Source organism: Maribacter sp. MS6 (assembly GCF_056839185.1).
Genome location: NZ_CM166389.1, coordinates 1,726,082 through 1,746,308, shown reverse-complemented (window position 1 = coordinate 1,746,308; position 20,227 = coordinate 1,726,082). Strand labels below are relative to the sequence as shown.

Sequence of the window (20,227 nt, the reverse complement as noted above, 5' to 3'; positions counted from 1 at the left end):
AATTCATACAATTTTATTAGCTCTTATTCCTAGAAATTAGGATTAAATTCCGATTCAGAAGCTGGTAGTGCATAACGTTCTCTGATATTGGTAAACGCATTTCCTGCTGCTTCTACGCCTACAGGGAAATAATAATCATTTGGATTGTTGATGACCCTATTGCCAAACTCTGTCATTACTTGTATAGCTTGTCCTGTTCTTACCAAATCGAACCAACGTTTGTTTTCAAAAGCCAATTCTACGCGTCTTTCTCTAAAGATAGCATCTCCTAAATCTCCGGTGTGCGCTCCTAATCCAGCTCTAGTTCTAACTTGGTTGAGAAAGGGTAATGCCTCACCATCTTTACCTTGTTCCTCTAGAGCTTCAGCCAAAAATAATAATACTTCTGAATAGCGATAAACAGGAAAGTTCATACCATGGTTGTTGTGCAGGGCATGTGGCTCCACATACTTTTTTATAATAGGATATACCCCATCGTTCCAAAAGCTTTCTCTGGTCAAAATATACATGATAGATGCATCCTCCCTAAGGTCACCTTCCTCATAGGCAGCAATAATATCTGGTGTAGGTATGTTGTTTCCTTGTCCGTTGATAGGCTGCGCATCTGACGTGCCGAATAACAAGGCAACCTCATCTGCCTCAATAGGTCGTGGAAGAAAATTATACATGAAATTTCCCTGAACTCCTTCGGCACCTTCTCTGTACTGTACCTCAAAAACAGATTCCATATTGTTCTTGTTGTCGCTATTCCCAGAGAAAGCATCTTCGTAATTTGGCATTAACATGTACTCTCCACTGTTTACGACAGCTTTCAACAAGGTTTCTGCTGCTGCCCACTCTTCTAATACAATATGCACATTGGCCAAAAGGGTACGAGCTGCACCGGAAGTAACTCTACCTTCCTGCTGCGCAGATTTAGGCGGTAATAGAGGAATGGCCGCCTGAGCGTCAGAAACTATTTGTGCATATATTTCATCCTCCGAAGAAAGTGGCAATGCGGCACCCTGTCTATCTAGCACAGGTTCTAAATGCATGGGTACTGAACCATAAAATTGTACCAAATCAAAATAAGCAAATGCTCTTAAAAAAAGTGCCTGTCCCTTTACATTCGCCTGTACTGCAGGGTCTATTTCGGCATCGTCTATGGTAACCAAAATTTGATTTGCCCTTGCTACAATTTGATACAATTCGCGGTATTGGTTTTGAACGTTGCCATTTGGGGTAATACCGCCCTGGGTAATCATGGCATGATCTGCAATATCCTGATTTGTTTCCGTAGCTCCAAAAGCTGTATTTCGAGCAAAATAGGTGTTGTCCGAGCTCATTTCTGCCATGAACGGTTTGGTTTGGTTATACATCACCCGCAAAGGTTCGTATACTCCATTAACCGCTTGAATGAAATCATCTTCTGTATTAAAGAAGGTAGGTACACTTAAAGAATCTTCTGGGAAAACATCAAGTTCGTTTTCACAGCTCATTGCTATAAAGCATATAAGACCAAGAAATAAGATTATTTTTTTCATTTTTAAGTATTTTAAGTTTTATGCTTTAGTTTAGAAGTTAAGGTTTACACCTATGTTAACGATACGTGGTATGGGATATCCAGAAATATCTACACCTGGCGCTAAATTTCCTCCATCGCCTTGCCCGTTGTTTTGAACGCTGATTTCAGGATTTGGTCCTCCCCAGTATTTTGTAAATATGTGTACATTTTGAATAGAACCATAGATACGTGCCGATTTAAAGTATTTTTCTAATCCCGGTAAGGTATACCCTAAGGTAATATTTCTAATGTTAAAGTTAGATGCATCCGCAATAAAACGATCGTTTACCCAATCCCTTTCAATACCGGTAACCCTACCACCACCTACTGTGGTACCATAAAAACCGTCTCCTGGATTATCTACGGATCTAAAGCGATTTTCTACATCCTTTAAAAGATTAAAAACCCCATCTAAATTCGTGGTGCTGAACAAGTGGCGTACCAAAAGCTCGTTGCCCTGTGATCCTGTGGCAATGACTGAAAAATCCCAATTACCATAAGTCACCCTATTGGTAATACCGTAGGTAAAGTCTGGAAATGGATTACCCATAATCGCGCGGTCATCATCAAGACCTCCTCGGGTGATAACACCATCGCCATTAACGTCCAAAAGTTTGATACTACCTACCGTAGATCTTCCCGGTACTTGCGGTGAACTATCCAAATCTGCCTGATTTAAATAGACCCCATCCGATAGGTGACCATAAAATTGTGCAAAAGGCTGCCCCACTTGGGTAATGTGCCAACCTCCAGGGCCAAACACTTGGTCTACACCCTCTGCCAGTGCTACTACTTCATTCCGGTTAAACGAAATGTTGGCGCTGGTAGTCCATTTAAACTTACCTGTAGTGTTTACGGTATTCAATGCAAATTCATGGCCCCAGAAACGAATTTCGCCAATATTATCACTAAAGTTGGAAAAACCGGATTCTCGGGGTACTTGAATGTTAAACAAAAGATTGGTAGTATTTTTCGTAAAGTAATCATATACGAAAGATACCCTATCATTAAAGAGACTTAAATCAAGACCAATATCAAATTGTTCTGTCGTTTCCCATCCTAAATTGGGATTGGCCAAAGAATTTACTGCGGCACCCGGGGCAAAAGTATCGCCAAAGACCGCCGGAACAGTATTGTCAATTAAAGCGTATTGGGTATAGTTACCTATATTGTTGTTGCCGGTAACCCCCCAACTACTTCTTAATTTCAGTAATGAAATGGCATTTGAATTTTCTAAAAAGGATTCGTCTGAAACGATCCAACCTGCCGAAACGGAGGGGAAGGTACCCCATCTGTTATCGGAACCAAATCTAGAGGAACCATCCCTACGCACCGCGCCGGTCAACAAATACTTTCCTTTGTAGTTGTATGTTAATTGGGAAAATGCAGAAACCAGCGTGTTCTCTTGTACGCGATCGAAAGTGGCTCCCCTGTCAATATTTACAGCAGTTTGTATAAATGGTAGTCTGTCGTCTGGAAATTCGGTGGCTCTTATTTGGTTTACATCTGTTCTGAACTTATAGTATCCAAAACCACCTAGGACAGAGAAATTATGATCCCCGATATCCTTTGTATAGGTAAGAATATTTTCATTCGCCCAGTTAAATTCATCCCTATTGGTCCAACGCCCTTCGTTAGGTTGAGGTATAGGCCGGTTTATACGACCTGTAGCATTTGTTGGACTAAAGAATTCGGTGTTTCTTTGGTAAAACTCGGCATTTAGACTAGATTTTATGCTCAGGCCTTTAACGGGTTTCCACGTTACAAAGGCATTGGAAAGTAAATTAAGGTCTCTGTCCTCATTTTTTATACGCTCCGCAGAATTTAGCCAGTTGGCATAAGCGAAAATGTTTCCGGTATCTGCTGGGAACCTATTAAATTCTGTTCTAGTTCCATCAGGATTGAAGATTGGCATTATTGGCCATGTGTGTAAGGCGTTGAACAAGAGACCTGTACCTCTGCTACCATCTGTTTGCGGGTCATTTCTAATAGCCCAGCTTGGGGCAACATTTACCCCTATCTCCACTTTGTCACTTGGATTAAAGAGCATATTGGCCCGTAAGGTAAATTGCTGGAAGTCACTACCTAAAACCACACCATCTTGGTTTGTTAAGCCAGCAATCAGCGAGGTGCGAAATTTTTCCGAACCTCCGGTTACTGTAAGGTTATAAATGGATATTGGAGCCGTACGAAGCAGGGCATCGTACCAATCATTGGTCTGGCCTTCATATTGTGATGGGTTTTGAAAAATATCAGGAACCGGGTCTCCCTGATCCTCATAATATTCTTTTTTAAACTGGGCAAATTCGACAGAGTTCATCATTTCGATTCTACCACGTTGTGGAACACTTTGGAGACCTGTAGACATATTAAAACTTACATTGAGCTTGCCCGCCTTGCCCTGTTTGGTAGTAATCAATACTACTCCGTTGGCGGCCCTAGAACCGTACAAGGATGTAGATGCTGCATCTTTAAGCACCGTCAGCGTTTCAATTTCTGCGGGGTTTATGGTGTTGATATTACCCGCAATCGGGAAACCATCCACTACATATAATGGATCACTACCTCCTGAAACCGATAATTGTCCCCTAATACGGATATTAAGACCCTCACCAGGTACACCTGTGGTTTGGTTGATTTGTACACCTGCCAGTTGCCCTTGTAATTTTTGACCAACCTGTGTAACTGGAATATCTGCCAATTCGGTAATATCTACCGTTTGAACAGAGCCTGTCACCTCTCTTTTTATTTGAGTTCCATAACCTACAAGCACTACTTCATCAAGAGAAGTGGCATCTTCGGTCAAAGCTGCATTTACTTGGTTCTGCCCGCTAATAGGTATTTCCTGGGTTAAAAAACCGATGTAAGAAAACACTAAAGTAGCATTAGGGCTTGCTGAAATGCTGTAATTACCATCAAAATCCGTTACGGCACCTCGTGTAGTGCCACTAACTAATACATTTACTCCTGGTAAGGGTTGACCGTCTGCTGCGGAAGTTACAGTACCTGTAACGGTAGCATCTTGTGCATGGGTGCAAACACCCCATAAAAAGACTACAACCAAGAGAAATCTCGGGGAAATCTTGTTTAACATTTTTTTCATAATCTGGAATTATTTAATAGTTAGTTATGTGATATCCTTAACAATCAAACAAACTTATTAAGAACATCATAAAATTATCTTAATATTTTTTGCTGCGCATCCTGTACAATACTGTGCTGTCCTGTACTATCCTGTTAATAGTTGGTATTAACGTTCAATAATAGTCCTTGTAATTACGTTCAACGATATCGTTAACTTCCCTAACACCCAATTCTTAGACGGTTTCTCTTTGAATACACCAGTTTAACTTAAAGGAGGTGAACAGGTTTTACCGTTTATTCTTGGCTAAATTTTTTTAATAATTCTTTCAGTAACCCGAGAATAAATTGATAAAAGGGACGTCCCTTAGCTCTTTATTTGGGTCATAATCAGGATTGACGGTAGGCCAATATCGTTTTTCCACGTTTTTTGTTAACCAATTCATTAATTTTTTAAAAAGCTTGTCTCTTACATTAGGGTTTAATGAGGCTAAATTATTTTTTTCAAATGGGTCTTGTTTAATATTATAAAGATATAATCGTCCATACCAATCAAAAATTAATTTGTAATCTCCTTCCCGTATTGCAGAATGCGGAGTTAGGGGATATGGTTCATAAGGACTGTTATAAATTACGTTGAAGGGATAATGCCAAAAATGGGTCTTTTTAGTATATAATTTTTTAATATTTTTAGTATCCGTAAATAAGGGGACTACACTTTCGCCATCAAGAGAATTAGTTTTGGCAATGGTTTTTGAATCGTAACCTGCAGCCTCTAAAATAGTGGTATATATATCTGTGCAGTCTACTGGAATATCTACCCATTGACCCTCTTTTATTTTTCCCTTCCAACGAAATATAAGTGGTACTCTAATACCACCTTCTGTTAAACTTGCTTTACCTCCTAAAAAGGGACTATTATCGGTGCCATCTCCTCTTGGTGTTATTTTTGAGTCGATACCTCCGTTATCGGACATAAATACGACCAATGTATTTTCTTCCAATCCTGTTTCTTTTAATTTTTCAAGAATTTTACCCACAGACCGATCCATACTTTTTATCATGGAGGCATAAATCGGGTCTTTATGACCGTTCCAACCTTTAGAAGTTTTGCCTTCAAAATAGGCAACCTCATCCTCTTTGCCCTGATATGGTGAGTGAACGGCAAAGTGCGAAAAATATAGAAAGAAGGGTTGATCTTGATTTTGGGATTTTTTGTCAATGAAATTAAGTGCCTGCGCGGTTAAGTCGTCCGTAAGATATATTTCGTTCGTTTCTTGACCCGAATTGCCTATTTCAGAAAACTCCTGTGGCATCTTAGGGTATCTGTTCTTGACCTTATTGTCCCATCCTTTTTTCCAATTATAATACACCGAACCACCAGCATCAAACCAGGCTAATGGTTCAAAACCTTGGTCGGCCGGTTGGTATCCCTTGGCGCCGAAACCACCGATATGCCATTTGCCGATAAATGCGGAATGATAGTCTCTTAGAGCTTCGGCAATGGAAAGTTCATCTCTACCTTCATCATAAGCCGCTCCTGTTGGTACCGCAGAATTTGATGTGCCATTAATCAAAGCCTGTTCGATTAGAATATTATCTTTATGTTCCAGCACGTCGTGCGCGTAATAACCTTTGGGAGGAGTTGTATTTTGATTATAATAGGTTTCTCTTGGTGGCATAGCGGTGGTAAATCCCAATCTACCTGCATATTTTCCGGTCATAATACTGGCGCGCGTTGGGGAGCATAATTGATTTGCATAGGCTTGGGAGAATGCAACCCCTTCGTTAATAAGTTTATCTATATTAGGAGTTTCATAGAACATCTCCGAAGTTGCTACTCCAGAAAACTTATGGGCATAGGCCCTACTGTCCATAATACCATAATCATCCGCTAGAATTAAAACTATGTTTGGCTTAACAGTGTTTTTTGTTCCAGAAGGGATTCTTTCTTTTTCAGGTTTACATGTGCTAAAAACAAGAGTTGAAAGACATATAATAATAATTGACGATTGAACCTTCATATTCATATATAGTAGTTTAAAAGCAGTTATTTTTTACCATTAGGTTCTGTTGACCGTTTGCAGAATAAAAAGTCACAGCAACAATATAAATGAATTATTAAGATAGAAAGAACGCAGCTATGACGCCTGTTACCAGCTTAATTTTTAAAGTTAGGCATGCCTTTTCGGTAAACCATCCTGTTGTATACTGATTGAGGACGGCCCGAATATCTCATGCCATTTAAGATACCTAAAATGGAAAGAATTGAGAGTAAGAAGAAATGCTTATTGGTTCAATTTAAATAGAATTTCTATCGATAAAGTTGAAAGGGTTCTTTATCTTCCCTTTCTCCTTATTCATAATCATCTGGGCGGCAGTTTCTCCCATAGCCTTAAAATCGGTTGAGATACATGTAATACCCAATAGTTGTTTCAAAGGGGTGTCATTGTAAGAAATGACACCAATATCATCTCCTAATATAAATTCTTGATTGCGAATTTGATTAACCAGATTTACAAGATCAGATTCACTAATTGTTATAAACAAGTCACCTTTTTTCAGAATTATATCATCATAAAGTTCTTCCAAAACTTCGAAATCTATTTCGTTCTCTGCACAAAATTTTCGGAACCCGTGTAGAATTCTTTTAGGATAGGGGTAAACTGAACTGTCTGGATATGCAATAATTAGCTTATTATATTTTGAAATCTTTTTGAGACCTTTTTGTAAGGCCTTGTAAATATCATTCTCAAAATCCTGATAAATTTCAATGAATGCATCCTTTATTTCTGAAATAGGGTTATCCATAATTACCAATCTATCCTTTGGTATTCTTTTTATTGCTTTGACCACATTTGGGGTAGCGCTGATGTGCTTGAGTTTATCTGTCTTAAAATGTGGCATGATGACATAATAATCATAAGCCCCAATGTTTTTCTCCAGAAGATTAAGGAAAAGCTCTTCTTCACAATGGTAAATATGAAGATCGGTATGTGATGTTCTTATAATGCTGTTAACGAATGAATTATAAATCCGCAACTTGTAAGAGCTTAACTTATTGATTAAAAAAAGGATATTGACTTTAGAAATCAATTTCGTACGTGCAATATAATATCCCTTTCCCCTGATAGAGATAATGACCTTGCGTTCTTTTAAAATGTTATATGCCTTTTCAACCGTATCTCTGGAGAGCAAATATTCTTCACTAAACAAGTTTATAGACGGAATTTTATCATCCATCTTTAAATTTCCGGAAGATATGTTATGAATTATGCCATCTACAATTTGCTTGTATTTTGGCACCCTCGAATCCTCATTTATTTTAATAAAATTGAAAATATCCATTTGACGGTATCTTTACTTTTTTACATTATAGGCAATAAAATCAAAACTCAACCAGCTTTTGTATCTTAAAATCAAACGGTCAAATGTAAACAATTTTAATTTTTACATGAACGGTACAGTACAGGACAGAAAGTTTTTTTACTTAAGCTATTTTCGCTAACAAACACAATATTCCTTCAAATGAAAGATACCATACAGAAGTTTAAATATGTTGATTATTTATGGGACGAGCAAAAAGCAGCGACCCTAGGAGACGATCAAGTGGCCTTATTTCTATATCGATCAAATATACTCGGAGCAGACCTTAGAATTACAAATTATGGTGGTGGAAATACGAGCTGCAGGACTGTAGAGAAAGATCCATTGACCAATGAAGATGTCGAGGTAATGTGGATCAAGGGTTCTGGTGGAGATATTGGAACGTTAAATAGGGCCGGAATTGCAGGGATCTACACCGGTAGATTGCGTGATTTGAAAAAGGTTTACGGAGGTCTAGAAGACGAAGATAGAATGGTTGGTCTTTTTAATCATTGTATTTATGATTTGGACAGTAAAGCACCTTCTATTGACACACCTTTGCATGGTTTATTGCCGTTTGCACATATTGATCATTTACACCCCGATGCGTTAATTGCTGTTGCTGCTGCTAAAGATAGCCAGCAAGTTACCAAAGAAATCTGGGGAGATACCATGGGCTGGGTTCCATGGCAACGTCCAGGATTTGATTTAGGCCTACAGATAGAAAAATGTTTAGCCGATAATCCCGGGATTAGAGGAATTGTTCTAGGTTCACACGGTCTGTTTACTTGGGGCGATACTTCCTATGAATGCTACGTGAACAGTCTTGAGGTCATTGAGATGGCTTCTGAGTTTATAGAAACTAAAATAAAGGAAAAGGGTAGTGTTTTTGGTGGTCAAAAAATGGAAAGCCTACCCAAGGAAGAGCGTCTTGAAAAAGCTGCGCAACTAATGCCATTATTAAGAGGTTTGTGCTCTTCTGAAAATGGAATGATTGGTCACTTTTCTGATACAGATGTAGTGCTAGAATTTATTAACAGTAATGATTTAGCGCGGTTGGCGCCTATGGGTACTTCTTGTCCAGATCACTTTTTAAGAACAAAAATTCAACCCTTAGTTCTAACCTTAGATAAAAATGAAGACCTGTCTGATTCAAATGCTATTCTTAAAAAATTAGAGCCAGCTTTTGCAGCTTACAGACAAGAATATGCAGATTATTACAATACGTGTAGAAAAGATAACAGTCCCGCTATGCGCGATGCCAATCCTGTTATTATAATTTACCCAGGTGTAGGGATGTTTAGTTTTGCAAAAAATAAGCAAACCACACGCGTTGCAAATGAATTTTACATTAATGCTATTAATGTTATGCGCGGTGCAGAGGCAATTACTGCATACACATCATTACCAAGGCAAGAAGCTTTTGATATTGAGTACTGGTTGCTTGAGGAGGCAAAGTTATCTCGTATGCCAAAAGAACAACCCTTATCGCGTAAAGTGGCTTTTGTGACTGGTGCCGGAGGCGGTATTGGTAAGGCAATTGCAGATAAACTTGCTGCAGAAGGCGCGAATGTGATTTTAACGGACATTAATGAAGATAGTTTAATAGAAGCTAATGCATCGTACAAAAGAGATGTGTCTACATATGCTATATGCGATGTAACCGATACATCTTCTATCGAAGCTGCTTTTAAGAAAGCTTGCGTAACCTTCGGTGGTGTAGATATTATTGTTCACAGCGCTGGTTTAGCAATTTCTAAACCATTAGAAGATACAACGGATAAAGACTGGAATATTTTACAAAATATTTTAGTAAAAGGACAGTTTGATTTAGCAAAACAATCTGCGGTAATTATGCGTAAACAAGGTTTAGGCGGGAATTATATTTCTATCGCAAGTAAAAATGGTTTGGTTGCAGGCCCTAACAATGTTGCTTATGGTACCGCAAAAGCTGCACAGCAACACATGGTACGTTTACTAGCAGCTGAACTCGGTAAAGATAAAATTAGGGTAAATACAGTAAACCCAGACGGAGTTATAGTCGGAAGCAAAATATGGGAAGGTGCTTGGGCAGAAGGTAGGGCAAAAGCAAACGGAATAACGGTTGAAGAATTACCTGCGTTTTACGCGAAAAGAAATTTATTGAATGAAATAATTACCCCAGAGGATATTGCAAACGGTGTTTTTACATTAGTAGGTATTCTTGATAAATCGACAGGGAATATAATAAATGTAGACGGCGGAATGGCCAATGCATTCGTACGATAGTTTGTTTGAGTTAGTTTTCTTAGGCTTCCATGGAACAATTGTCCATGGAAGTTTATTTTTAAAAAATAATAAATTTCTTCATGAGAATAGATAAAAGCCTAGTTGCTGACATCAATAAAACAAATATAAAGGCACATAATGCAAAATTCTCTTTTTTGGCCGATACACTATCTAAACATGGTAAAAACGTAGATGCCATAGTTCAGAAATTACAGGATTTTCAGGTAGCCATACCTAGTTGGGCCCTGGGTGCGGGAGGAACCCGTTTTGGACGTTTTGGATTTGAAGGTGAACCTTCTAATCTGGAACAAAAAATAGATGATGTTGGCTTAATTCACACGCTTACGCAGACTGCCGGAGCCATATCATTACATATTCCATGGGATGTTCCCAATGATTATTCTGCAATCAAAGAGTTGGCGGCCTCTCATGATATACTTTTTGATGCCGTAAACTCAAATACCTTCCAAGATCTAAAAGGCGCAGCGGAAAGCTATAAGTTTGGCTCGTTGAGCAATACCAGTAAGGCTGTTCGCGAACAGGCCATTGCACATAATATTGATGTAATTAAAATTGGCAATAAGCTGGGTTCCAAAAGCTTAACCGTTTGGCTGGCAGATGGAGCTAACTTTCCCGGACAAAGTAATTTTCAATCTGTCTTGCAGAACACACAAGACAGTTTAAAGGAAATCTATAAAGGACTTCCCGATGATTGGAAACTCTTTATCGAGTACAAACCCTACGAACCAAATTTTTATAGTACCGTAATACAAGATTGGGGTACCTCTTTTATGCTGGCCAACGAATGCGGGGATAAAGCATTCACGCTTGTAGATTTAGGTCACCACTTGCCAAATACCAATATCGAACAAATCGTCTCTACCCTTATGTTAAAAGGTAAATTGGGAGGATTTCATTTCAACGATAGTAAATACGGTGATGATGATTTAACCGTAGGGAGTGTAAAGCCCTATGCACTGTTTTTAATTTTCAACGCTTTGGTATATGGTATGGAGAATAATCCTCAGAATCCGTATCCCGCTTGGATGATCGATGCGAGTCATAATATAAAAGACCCTCTAGAAGATTTAATACAGTCCTTGGAGGCCATACAAGAAGCATATGCAAGAGCGCTGCTTGTTGATCAGATAATGTTGGCCGAAGCACAGGAGAACCATGATGTTGTAAAGTGCCAAGAAATTCTTCAAGATGCATATCGTACCGATGTTAGGCCCCTATTAGAAAAGGCACGCCTACATCGAGGTGGGGCCTTAGACCCTATCAACGTCTATCGCTCTTTAAATGTGCGAAAGCATCTGATCAATGAACGGGGAGCTAATTCTGTAGCTTCCGGACTATAACTTGATTGATATGAAAACAAAGGTAACAGCAGTATTCGATATAGGTCGTACCAATAAGAAATTCTTTCTTTTCGATAGGAATTTTCAAGAGGTGCACCGTGCCTATTCACGTTTTGAAGAAATTACCGATGAAGACGGATATCCTACCGAAAATTTAACTGCATTAGAAAATTGGGCGAAAAAGGTATTTGACGAAATGCTGAATTCTAATGAATTTGAGATTGAGGCTTTGAATTTTTCATGTTATGGGGCTAGTCTAGTTCATATTGATGAGCATGGAAAACCACTTACACCACTGTACAACTATATGAAGCCCATTGCGGATGAAATCTATGAGTCCTTTTACAGCACATACGGTCCAGAAATTGAACTCTCTAGAGTTACAGGGTCACCCAAGTTAGGTATGTTAAATACGGGCATGCATTTGTATTGGTTAAAACATACCAAACCAGAAATTTTTAAGAAGGTAAAGCACTCGCTACACCTTCCACAGTATTTAAGCTATTTATTTACCGGAATTCCAGTAAGTGAATACACCAGTATCGGCTGCCATACCTTGCTTTGGGACTTTGAAAAGGAGGATTTTCACTCATGGGTATATACCGAGGGTATAGATAAAAAGTTACCACCGATTGCTTCTACAAGAGATACGATGCCGGTTAACTATAAAGGGAAAACGATCCAAATGGGGTCCGGCATTCATGATAGTTCTTCCGCACTATTGCCTTATATCCGTAGTGTGACCAAATCATTTTTACTAGTTTCTACCGGTACGTGGAGTATTTCTATAAATCCGTTTAATAAAGGTATGTTGACCCTAGAAGATATTAGAAAAGATTCCCTATTTAACATGCGAATAGATGGAAGTCCTGTAAAAGTTTCCCGGCTTTTTTTAGGGAATGAATATAAAATTCAAGTTAAGGCACTTTCTGAATTGTACAATGTGCCAGACGACTATCATAAAAGCGTAAAATTCGATCAAACAACTTTATTTGAAATTAATAAGGATTTTGTTCATATGTTTAAATGGCATAGCATTGCTTCAGAAAATATGCCCGAAGAGACAACTATCACCTACGATAAGTTTGAACATGCCTATCATCAATTGATGTTGGAATTGGTGTTATTGCAGGAGAAAAGTATAAGGTCTGCTATAGGTAAGGTGAAAATAGAGAGATTATATGTTGATGGAGGGTTTAGTGACAACGAAGTCTATATTCAGTTACTTTCCCAATATTTCAGAAATATGAAACTTAGTACCACGGATTCTTCTTTAGGTTCTGCCTTGGGAGCTGCCATTGTTATTTCAGAGGTAACCTTAGAGCCCAAGTTTCTGAAGAAAAACTACGCTTTAAAAAAACACATTTCCCTAATATCAAAATAAACCATTTATATGGCCAAGGAATTCAACCCTGATTACCCGTCCATGGACGACTTAAGAAACAAGGCGATGCGTCGTATCCCTAGGTTTGCATTCGAGTATTTAGACGGTGGTTGTAATGAAGATGTAAGTATTGTGCGCAATACTGCTGAGATTAGGGAAGTACAGCTACAGCCAAGATACTTAAGGAATAAAGGTATTAGTTCTACAAAGACCAAGGTAATGGGTATGGAGTTCGATGCTCCTTTTGGTATAGCCCCAGTAGGCTTGCAAGGTTTAATGTGGCCCAATTCTCCAGAGATATTGGCAAAGTCGGCGCATAAAAACAATATACCTTTTATTTTGAGTACGGTTACTACTATGAATATAGAACGCGCTAGCGAATTGACAGAGGGTAATGCCTGGTTTCAATTGTATAATCCTGCTGAGGATTCTCTTCGAGACGATATTATAAATAGGGCCGAGGCTGCAGGATGCCCTGTGTTGGTGTTGTTATGTGATGTTCCTACCTTTGGATATCGCCCAAGGGATATAAGAAACGGATTAGCCTTACCGCCAAAGATGTCTATCACCAATATATTACAGATTTTGGGTAAGCCAACTTGGGCTTTTAACACCCTAAAATATGGGCAACCTACTTTTGACACCTTAAAGCCATATACCCCAGAGGGCCTTAATTTAAAGCAACTAGGGCAATTTATGGACAAGACTTTTTCGGGTCGTTTGAATGAAGAACGAATAAAACCTATTCGTGATAAATGGAAAGGAAAATTAGTATTAAAAGGAGTCGCGTCGGAACAAGATGCCCAAGATGCGATTCGTTTAGGTTTTGACGGAATTATTGTTTCCAATCATGGAGGCAGACAATTGGATGCCGCTCAATCAACTATAAGCTCACTTCCCGAGATAGCTGCTAAATATGGAGATCAAATAGAAGTAATGATGGATAGCGGGCTTCGCTCCGGGCCTGATATTGCTCGCACTATGGCTAGTGGTGCGAAGTTTACTTTTATGGGTAGGTCGTTTTTGTACGGATGCGGTGCTTTGGGTGACCAAGGTGGCGATCATACCATAAGTATGTTAAAGACACAGTTCAAACAGGTCATGGATCAGTTATGCTGCGAAAGGGTGGAGGATTTGCCAAAACATCTAATCACTAACTAAAACCAACCCATAATGAGCCAACATAATATTGAAGAGGAGATAGAGGAAATAGCGGGCGGAGAATTTGAAAGGGAACCCGTTCCCCAATCCAAACGTAAGGGTTGGAAGAGTTTTTTGGGGATGTATGCTGGAGAACATGCCGCTGGAACGGAGTTTATGATCGGTCCCTTGTTCCTTACGGCAGGGGTAAGTGCTTTTGATTTGATTGTTGGGTTGTTGATAGGGAACCTTTTGGCCGTTCTCAGCTGGCGTTTTCTAACAGCAAAGATTGCCGTAGAAAATAGACTGACCTTATATTATCAGCTTGAAAAAATATGTGGTAAAAAATTAGTCATCGGTTATAATCTGGCCAATGGTATTCTTTTTTGTTTTTTAGCAGGCTCCATGATTACAGTTTCGGCAACCGCGGTGGGGATACCGTTTGATATGGAAATGCCTAAATTAACGGATACCATGCCCAACGGAATGACTTGGATTATCATCGTAATCATTATCGGAGCGGTCATTTCCTTGATTGCATCCAAAGGCTATGACACGGTATCTAAGGCCGCCAACTGGATGTCGCCTGTTATTGTTTTGGCTTTTGTGGCCTGCGGGGCTGTGGCTCTTAATCAATTGGGCGTAAAAAGTTTTGCGGATTTTTGGGCTATTTGGGGCGAAGGGTCCGAGCCTTTTCCGGGACAATTAAAATACACCTTTTGGCATGTGGTCATTTGGTCTTGGTTCGCGAATGCAGCTATGCATATTGGGATGTCCGATCTTTCTGTATTCCGCTTTGCAAAAAAAGCCAATTCTGGTTGGACAACAGCGGCGGGAATGTACGTGGGCCATTATATGGCATGGATCGCCGCCGCACTGCTTTATGCAGTGTACTTAAAATCGCCCGAGGCACAGGCATTCCTGTTCAATGGGGAAGCACCACCTGTTGCACCCGGTCCTTTGGCAAACAATGCTATTGGTATTTTTGGAATTATAGCCGTGGTCTTGGCAGGCTGGACTACGGCCAACCCTACCATATACAGGGCAGGTTTGGCGTTCCAGGCCATTATCCCTAAAGTGTCCACCTTTTGGGTCACCATTATTGCGGGGACCGTAGCTACGATTGCTGGTTTATTTCCCGCATTTGCCATGAAATTACTAGGTTTCGTGGCTTTGTACGGGTTTATTTTGGCACCCTTTGGTGCAATTATCGTTTTTGAGCATTTCTTTCATAAGCAGGTGGGTATTGTAAAGAATTATGCCGAGGTTGCCAGTATCAAATTTAGCAACTCGGTATTTTTTGCATGGGCGATCAGTTTTGGGTTGTTTTATTTTATATCCATTCAATTTGATGTGTTCCTGTCGTTCGTGACCTTACCTGCTTGGCTTCTGTGTGGTATCCTGTTTTTGGTGTTCAGCAAAAGATTTCAAAAGAGTGCCTAACGACCCGCATAATGAATCGGGTATATTGTACTTTTTTAGTCCGTATCGTGAACCGGAAAATGGAGGAAAAAGTATAATTTTGAGACTCGAACATAACCTTTTAGGGTAAAACATTCAGGTAAATGAAAAAAGTAGTGACTTTTGGAGAAATTATGCTCCGTTTATCTCCTCCGGGATTCTTAAGATTTTCGCAAACGGATAGTTTTGATGTGGTTTATGGCGGCGGGGAATCAAACGTGGCCGTTTCATTGGCCAACTATGGCGTTCCTGTGGAATTTGTAACGCGCCTACCAAAAAATGACATAGGAGAATGTGCCCTCATGGAAATGCGCAAACGGAATGTTGGAACAAGCCATATTATTTATGGGGGAGACCGTTTGGGTATCTATTTTCTGGAAACGGGAGCCGTAAGTAGGGGAAGTAAGGTGGTCTACGACCGCGCCCATTCCGCCATCGCGGAGATCGCAGCAGGGATGATCGATTGGAAATCCGTTTTCCAAGGAGTGGAATGGTTCCATTGGACCGGAATTACCCCAGCCATTTCCCAGGGAGCTGCAGATGCTTGTCTAGAGGCCGTAAAGGTCGCCAGTGATATGGGCGTAACCATTTCTACAGATTTAAACTACCGTGCCAAACTTTGGAACTACGGTGGCAATAGAGAGGCGATTATGACAGAACTTACCTCGTATTGCGATATTATTTTAGGGAATGAGGAAGACGCGGAAAAGCATTTCGATATTAAGCCGGAAGGCTTGGATATTACCACGCAGGGCGAGCACGTAAAGGCAGAGGCCTTCTTATCGGTCTGTGAGCAGATGATGCAGAAATTCCCCAAGGCCAAAAAAGTGATTACTACGTTGAGAGGTTCTATTTCTGCCTCACATAATACCTGGGCTGGCGTACTCTACGACGGTAGCACTATGTTTACGTCCCCGGAATATCAAATAACGGACATTGTTGATCGCGTTGGAGGTGGCGATAGCTTTATGGGCGGATTGATTTACGGACTGCTCAAATACCCAACAGATGACCAAAACGCCCTCAATTTTGCGGTGGCCGCATCTTGCCTAAAACATACCATAAAAGGTGACGCCAACCTGGTTACGGTTGCCGAGGTAGAAAAATTAATGAGTGGCGATGCCTCCGGAAGGGTAGCGAGATAAATCCTTAAAGGGGTCCTACCAAAGGAACGAAATTCCTTATTTTTATAAGCACAATGCAATAGGGATGTTTCCGTTTTTTTATTGTAGCACCTATTTTTTTACTTAAATCCAATCAACATATATGGCACAGTATTCTAGAATTGAAGTAGCATCCGTAATGAAGGATAACGGGATGGTTCCCTTGTTTTATCATCCGGATATTAGTTTGGGAAAACAGGTATTAAAGGCCTGTTATGACGGTGGTGCTAGATTGATGGAGTTTACCGCGAGGGGCGATTTCGCCTTTGAGGTCTTTTCAGAATTGAATAAATACGCCATACAGGAATTGCCCGGAATGATAATGGGCGTGGGTTCCATTACGGATGCAGCGGCGGCCAGTCTGTTTATGCAGATGGGAGCCAATTTTATTGTAACACCTTCACTGAGGGAAGATATTGCCATAGCATGCAACAGACGAAAGGTGTTGTGGTCGCCCGGCTGCGGTTCCCTGACCGAAATTAATAGGGCAGAGGAACTGGGCTGCGAAATCATTAAATTGTTTCCAGGTGCTGTTTATGGACCTGATTTTGTAAAGGCCATCCGTGGGCCTCAACCGTGGACCAACATCATGCCTACCGGAGGTGTAACCACGGCAGAATCCAATTTAAAAGGCTGGTTCGATGCCGGTGTTACCTGCGTAGGAATGGGCTCTCAGTTAATAAGCAAGGAAATTTTATCAAACAATGATTATTCCGGCCTACAACAGAAAGTAACGGAAACTTTGGCACTGATTAAAAAATTGCGTGCATAAAGCTTGGGTCTATGTTGCAAATCCCAGGTATTGGGAAAAGTGTTTAAAAGTTCATCCGCAAGCATTGAAGTAGCATTGGCAGCATTAGTAATGGGTATTCCAAAGACGATGAAAGAGGGGCGTTTTTGAACCAAACAAAACAGCGTTTCGGAACTGAATCAACTTTTAAAATATGAAGACATTTATAACCGATGATTTTTTGTTGCAAAACAAGTTCGCGAAAAAACTATACCATGGGTATGCCGCAGCTTTGCCCATTATAGATTACCACAACCATCTTCCGCCTAAGGAAATTGCCCAAAACAGGGTTTTTGAAAATATAACCCAAGTTTGGCTGGCCGGTGATCATTATAAATGGCGCGCCATGCGTGCCTTGGGAATACATGAAAAATACATCACGGGGAATGCTTCGGACAAGGATAAATTCCTGAAATGGGCAGAAACCGTTCCGTACACGGTGCGTAATCCGTTATACCACTGGACACATCTAGAATTGCAACGCTACTTTGGAATCGATGAAATCTTGACCGCCAACAACGCGGAGGAAATATATGACCGTACCTCCCATATGCTGCAGCAAGAATCGCATCACACCATAGGATTGCTACAACATAAAAAAGTAGAATATTTATGTACGACGGACGATCCAACGGATAGTCTGGAACATCACAGAAGTCTTGGCGAGAAAAATAGCGCCCCAAAGGTGTTTCCCACGTTTAGGCCGGACAAGGCCTTTGCCATTGAGGATGCGGCAGTGTACAACAGTTATCTGGAAAAATTGGGAAAGATGGTAGGGACCGAACTCAAAACCTATGATGACCTGTTGGCTGCCTTAGCCAATAGAATCGACTATTTTCATGAAATAGGCGGGCGGCTGGCCGATCACGGTCTGGAACAATTGTATTATTTTGAAACGGACCTTTACAAGTGCGATACGCTTTTCAAAAAAGCTAGGGAGCAACAAGAATTGACCACGGAGGAGGTGCGTTTTTTTAAGGCCAAAACGCTGTTGTTTCTTTCTAGGGAATATTGCCAACGGGGTTGGACCCAACAGTTTCATCTTGGCGCTATCAGGAACAATAACAAGCGACTTTTAAGTAGTTTAGGTCCGGATACAGGGTTCGATTCCATGGGCGATTTCTCCCAAGCCAAAGCCTTAAGTGGTTTCTTAAATGAGTTGGACAGTACCGATGAGCTTACGAAAACGGTGCTTTATAACTTAAATCCTTCCGATAATGAGGTATTTGCCACCATGGCGGGTAATTTTAACGATGGGAGCAGTAAAGGCAAGGTGCAATTTGGTTCCGCCTGGTGGTTTTTAGACCAAAAAGATGGGATGGAGAAACAAATCAATACCCTTTCTAACATGGGATTGTTAAGTTGTTTTGTGGGTATGTTAACGGATTCGCGAAGTTTTCTTTCCTTTCCAAGACATGAATACTTTAGAAGGATTTTGTGCAATCTCATTGGGACCGATGTAGCCAATGGAGAGCTGCCGGCAGACGAGAAATGGCTTGGTAAAATAGTAAGCGATATCTGTTATCAGAATGCCAAGGATTATTTTGGACTTTAGTTCTTTGGTACAACGAACATAAAAATCTCAAAAAAATGAAAACTGTAAAGTGGGGCATTATTGGATGTGGCGATGTCGCAGAAGTTAAAAGTGGCCCAGCTTTTCAAAAAACCAAGCATTCGGAATTGATTGCCGTTATGCGAAGGGATAAAGAAAAAGCGGAGGATTTTGCAAAAAGACATACTGTTCCATTTTTCTATGACTCCGCGGAGGAATTGCTAAAGCATAAGGGCATCAACGCTATTTATATTGCAACCCCGCCATCTACCCATTTACAGTACACCCTCATGGCGTTGCATGCCGGTAAGGATGTATATCTGGAAAAACCCATGGCGAGAACCTTCCTAGAGGCCCAAATAATCGCCGAAAGTATAAAGGAAACCACCTGTAAGCTGAGCGTTGCACATTATAGAAGAAAACTGCCGGCCTTTGAAAAGGTAAAAAAACTTTTAGCGGATGGTAGTATTGGAAAGGTGCTTTGTGTGGATATCCAGATTTTGCAGCCAAGAAAGTCCGATATTATAACAGATACGGCAGACAATTGGCGACTAAATCCAGAAGTATCCGGTGGTGGGTATTTCTATGATATCGCCCCGCATCAAATCGATTTAATGTACCATTATTTTGGTGCTATAGATTCGGTGGCAGGATTTTCTAGTTCCAATAATAAATCTAATGGAATCGCCGATGTGGTAAACGGCATCATCCGTTTTGAAAACGGTGTTCAGTTTCGAGGTATATGGAACTTCGTCGCATCTCCCCATAACAAGAAGGAGGAATGTGTTATTTACGGGACAAACGGCAGTATCCATTTTTCTTTTTATGGCAAGGAAGTCGCACTAAAAAACAATGACGATGAAAAGATTTTCCGGTTCAAGAATCCGAAGCACTTACAACAACCTATGATCAGTGCGGTGGTGGATTATTTTTTAGGTGCAGGAGAGAATCCATGCCCTGTGGAGGATGCACTTTTGGTTATGGAAACCATGGAGAAATTGACCGGGCGTAACTCAAAAACTGAGTGTTCCAAGGACGTTATTTAAAAACCTCGGTAGTCATAATACTGACCGCAATCATTACAAACGTAGTAATGCATATAGGGCGGTATTGCAAAG

13 protein-coding genes are annotated in these 20,227 nt (G+C 40.4%); 9 read left to right on the top strand and 4 right to left on the bottom strand.

Annotation, left to right across the window (positions count from 1 at the left end):
- Window positions 1–29: 29 nt before the first annotated feature.
- The 4 genes from MS6x_RS07820 to MS6x_RS07805 all read right to left on the bottom strand — a co-directional run bounded on the left by MS6x_RS07820 (window position 30) and on the right by MS6x_RS07805 (window position 7,972).
- Window positions 30–1,523 (bottom strand): RagB/SusD family nutrient uptake outer membrane protein, encoded by a 1,494-nt coding sequence (locus tag MS6x_RS07820; RefSeq protein WP_482606630.1) that lies wholly within the window; start codon window positions 1,521–1,523, stop codon window positions 30–32.
- Window positions 1,524–1,553: 30 nt separating this feature from the next.
- A complete protein-coding gene (locus MS6x_RS07815) occupies window positions 1,554–4,646 on the bottom strand; it encodes a SusC/RagA family TonB-linked outer membrane protein (protein WP_482606628.1) in 3,093 nt (1,030 codons plus the stop codon).
- A gap of 307 nt (window positions 4,647–4,953) precedes the next feature.
- Window positions 4,954–6,654, bottom strand: coding sequence for a sulfatase (locus tag MS6x_RS07810; RefSeq protein ID WP_482606627.1), 1,701 nt, complete (start codon window positions 6,652–6,654; stop codon window positions 4,954–4,956).
- A gap of 271 nt (window positions 6,655–6,925) precedes the next feature.
- Window positions 6,926–7,972 (bottom strand): GntR family transcriptional regulator, encoded by a 1,047-nt coding sequence (locus MS6x_RS07805; RefSeq protein WP_482606625.1) that lies wholly within the window; start codon window positions 7,970–7,972, stop codon window positions 6,926–6,928.
- A gap of 180 nt (window positions 7,973–8,152) precedes the next feature.
- On the opposite strand from MS6x_RS07805, the gene MS6x_RS07800 reads away from it, so the two are divergent.
- The 9 genes from MS6x_RS07800 to MS6x_RS07760 all read left to right on the top strand — a co-directional run bounded on the left by MS6x_RS07800 (window position 8,153) and on the right by MS6x_RS07760 (window position 20,155).
- The gene (locus tag MS6x_RS07800; RefSeq protein ID WP_482606623.1) at window positions 8,153–10,258 is read left to right on the top strand and encodes a bifunctional aldolase/short-chain dehydrogenase; all 2,106 of its coding nucleotides are present in this window, start codon (window positions 8,153–8,155) and stop codon (window positions 10,256–10,258) included.
- An 80-nt stretch (window positions 10,259–10,338) separates the two neighbouring features.
- Window positions 10,339–11,619: a sugar isomerase gene (locus MS6x_RS07795; RefSeq protein WP_482606622.1), complete on the top strand. Its 1,281-nt coding sequence runs from the start codon at window positions 10,339–10,341 to the stop codon at window positions 11,617–11,619.
- 10 nt (window positions 11,620–11,629) lie between these two features.
- On the top strand, window positions 11,630–13,003 hold the full coding sequence (locus tag MS6x_RS07790) for an FGGY-family carbohydrate kinase (RefSeq protein ID WP_482606620.1): 1,374 nt from the start codon (window positions 11,630–11,632) through the stop codon (window positions 13,001–13,003).
- Window positions 13,004–13,012: 9 nt separating this feature from the next.
- Window positions 13,013–14,164: an alpha-hydroxy acid oxidase gene (locus tag MS6x_RS07785; protein ID WP_482606618.1), complete on the top strand. Its 1,152-nt coding sequence runs from the start codon at window positions 13,013–13,015 to the stop codon at window positions 14,162–14,164.
- Between the two features lie 12 nt (window positions 14,165–14,176).
- The gene (locus tag MS6x_RS07780) at window positions 14,177–15,586 is read left to right on the top strand and encodes a purine-cytosine permease family protein (protein ID WP_482606616.1); all 1,410 of its coding nucleotides are present in this window, start codon (window positions 14,177–14,179) and stop codon (window positions 15,584–15,586) included.
- A gap of 122 nt (window positions 15,587–15,708) precedes the next feature.
- Complete coding sequence (locus MS6x_RS07775; RefSeq protein ID WP_482606614.1) at window positions 15,709–16,749, top strand: PfkB family carbohydrate kinase; 1,041 nt, start codon at window positions 15,709–15,711, stop codon at window positions 16,747–16,749.
- 121 nt (window positions 16,750–16,870) lie between these two features.
- Window positions 16,871–17,539, top strand: coding sequence for a bifunctional 4-hydroxy-2-oxoglutarate aldolase/2-dehydro-3-deoxy-phosphogluconate aldolase (locus MS6x_RS07770; RefSeq protein ID WP_482606612.1), 669 nt, complete (start codon window positions 16,871–16,873; stop codon window positions 17,537–17,539).
- A gap of 172 nt (window positions 17,540–17,711) precedes the next feature.
- Complete coding sequence (uxaC, locus tag MS6x_RS07765; protein WP_482606610.1) at window positions 17,712–19,112, top strand: glucuronate isomerase; 1,401 nt, start codon at window positions 17,712–17,714, stop codon at window positions 19,110–19,112.
- A 35-nt stretch (window positions 19,113–19,147) separates the two neighbouring features.
- Window positions 19,148–20,155, top strand: a complete 1,008-nt coding sequence (locus tag MS6x_RS07760) for a Gfo/Idh/MocA family protein (RefSeq protein WP_482606609.1) — start codon at window positions 19,148–19,150, stop codon at window positions 20,153–20,155.
- The last annotated feature ends 72 nt before the right edge of the window (window positions 20,156–20,227 follow it).